General features: G+C 59.0%; 2 protein-coding genes. Both read right to left on the bottom strand.

The window, feature by feature from the left end:
• Nucleotides 1-23: 23 nt before the first annotated feature.
• Complete coding sequence (locus ACYVJT_RS15220) at nt 24-1,256, bottom strand: IS110 family RNA-guided transposase (RefSeq protein ID WP_499418554.1); 1,233 nt, start codon at nt 1,254-1,256, stop codon at nt 24-26.
• 116 nt (nt 1,257-1,372) lie between these two features.
• The coding region (locus ACYVJT_RS15215) for a hypothetical protein (protein ID WP_499418553.1) at nt 1,373-1,553 on the bottom strand (181 nt) is incomplete at its 5' end.

Below are 1,553 nucleotides of genomic sequence, written 5' to 3'. Positions count from 1 at the left end.
GGGGGGTGCCTCTATCGTTTTTGTCAAGCGGCTTCTGAGAAGTTTTTTGCAGTAACTGTGGCTGTGGGGTCTTGGTAGAAAGTGCCGTCTCGGAGCATCGCGTAGAGGGTATCCAGACGGCGGCGGGCTAGGGCGATGATGGCTTGTTTGTGGGTTTTGCCTTGGTTGATTTTCTTGTCGTAGTACGCCCGTGACGGTGGGTGCGATAGGGCTGCGAAGGCGCTGTTGAACAGTGCTGATTTCAGCCTTTTGTTGCCACCGCGGTTGGCGAATTCGCCGCGGATGCTGGTCCCAGAACGCCTGGTGGTGGGCGCGATACCAGCGTAGGACGCCAGGTGGCCGGCGGTTTTGAACTCTTTGCCGACGACTTCGGTCAGGAGTCTGGCGGTGGTCCTGACGGCGACTCCGGGCAAGGACGTCAGGACCGCCGAAAGAGGGTGGTCATCGACCAACTCTTCGACTTGGGAAAAGACTGCTGCTCGCTGGGTGTATAGCTCGGTGAGTTGGTCCGCCAGCATGGGCACGATGGTGGCGGCCGCATTGGTGCCAGGTACCACCACGGTTTGAGCATCCAAGGCGTCAAAAACCTGTTCGGTGAGTTTGGCGGCCAGTCTGGGGTTGTGCTTTGCAATGCGTTTGCGCACATGGCCTCGTCCGGCGGTTTTCAGCGTGTGCGGGGTCGGCCACCGGATGAGTGCGTCCAGGACCCCGTTGTGGTGGAGTTTCGGGCCCACCACGCGTTCCAAACCCGGATGGATCTGTGTCAAGACGCCGCGTAACCGGTTGCGTGTGGCAGTCGTTTGAGCCAGGAGGTCGTCGTCAAAACCTGCCAGCACCGCTAACTCGGCGATCTGTTCGTCGGAGTCCGCAATGGCTCGTAACGCAGTGGGCATGGTGCGTGCTGTCTCGGCGATAATATAAGCATCCCGCGCATCCGTTTTGGCACTACCAGCATGCAGGTCCGCCACCCGGCGCATCGTGAGCCCCGGCAAGTACGCGACCTCCACCTCGTCGAGGCTTTGGGCAACTGCCACCGGTAATGCGCCGATCGTGGCCGGCTGATCCACCACCAACAACGCCGGCCCATATTTGGCGACGAGGCTGGTCAAGAGTTGTTGTAATTTTGGCTCGCTATTGGGTAACGCCTTGTCATAGACCTTGTCCGCCTGGCTGGTCAGTGCGGTGGCATGGTGCTCCGATTTTCCCACGTCAAGACCAATGAACAACGCGTATTGATCAAGGTTGAATCCTGTCATACAGACCCCTACTTGGTCGCTGGCTTCCAAGACTTGAACCGGTTAGTTCAAGCCGATCACGGCCAGTCCAAATAGGTGTCGGTGGGCGGTTCATGCTCGGCATCCACGTTAGAAAACTAGCCCTCCACCAACCCGCTATATGGTTCGTTGGGGCGTCGTGCCTCTATTAGCGATCCACGATCCGCCGCGACCAATTCCTGGGTGACAACACCCCCCGGATCATCAATGACTGGGGGCACACGATCATGCCCAAGAACCGGACCGGCCCACCATCCATCCTGCCGGATATCTGGTGTA

It is taken from the genome of Yaniella soli (assembly GCF_054782375.1).
Note: the sequence above shows the minus strand (reverse complement) of the source record. Positions and strands in the feature narration are given on the sequence as shown.

Excerpts from the sequence above, each read along its gene's own strand:
- ACYVJT_RS15220 (WP_499418554.1), bottom strand. The coding sequence starts at position 1,256 with ATGACAGGATTCAACCTTGATCAATACGCGTTGTTCATTGGTCTTGAC.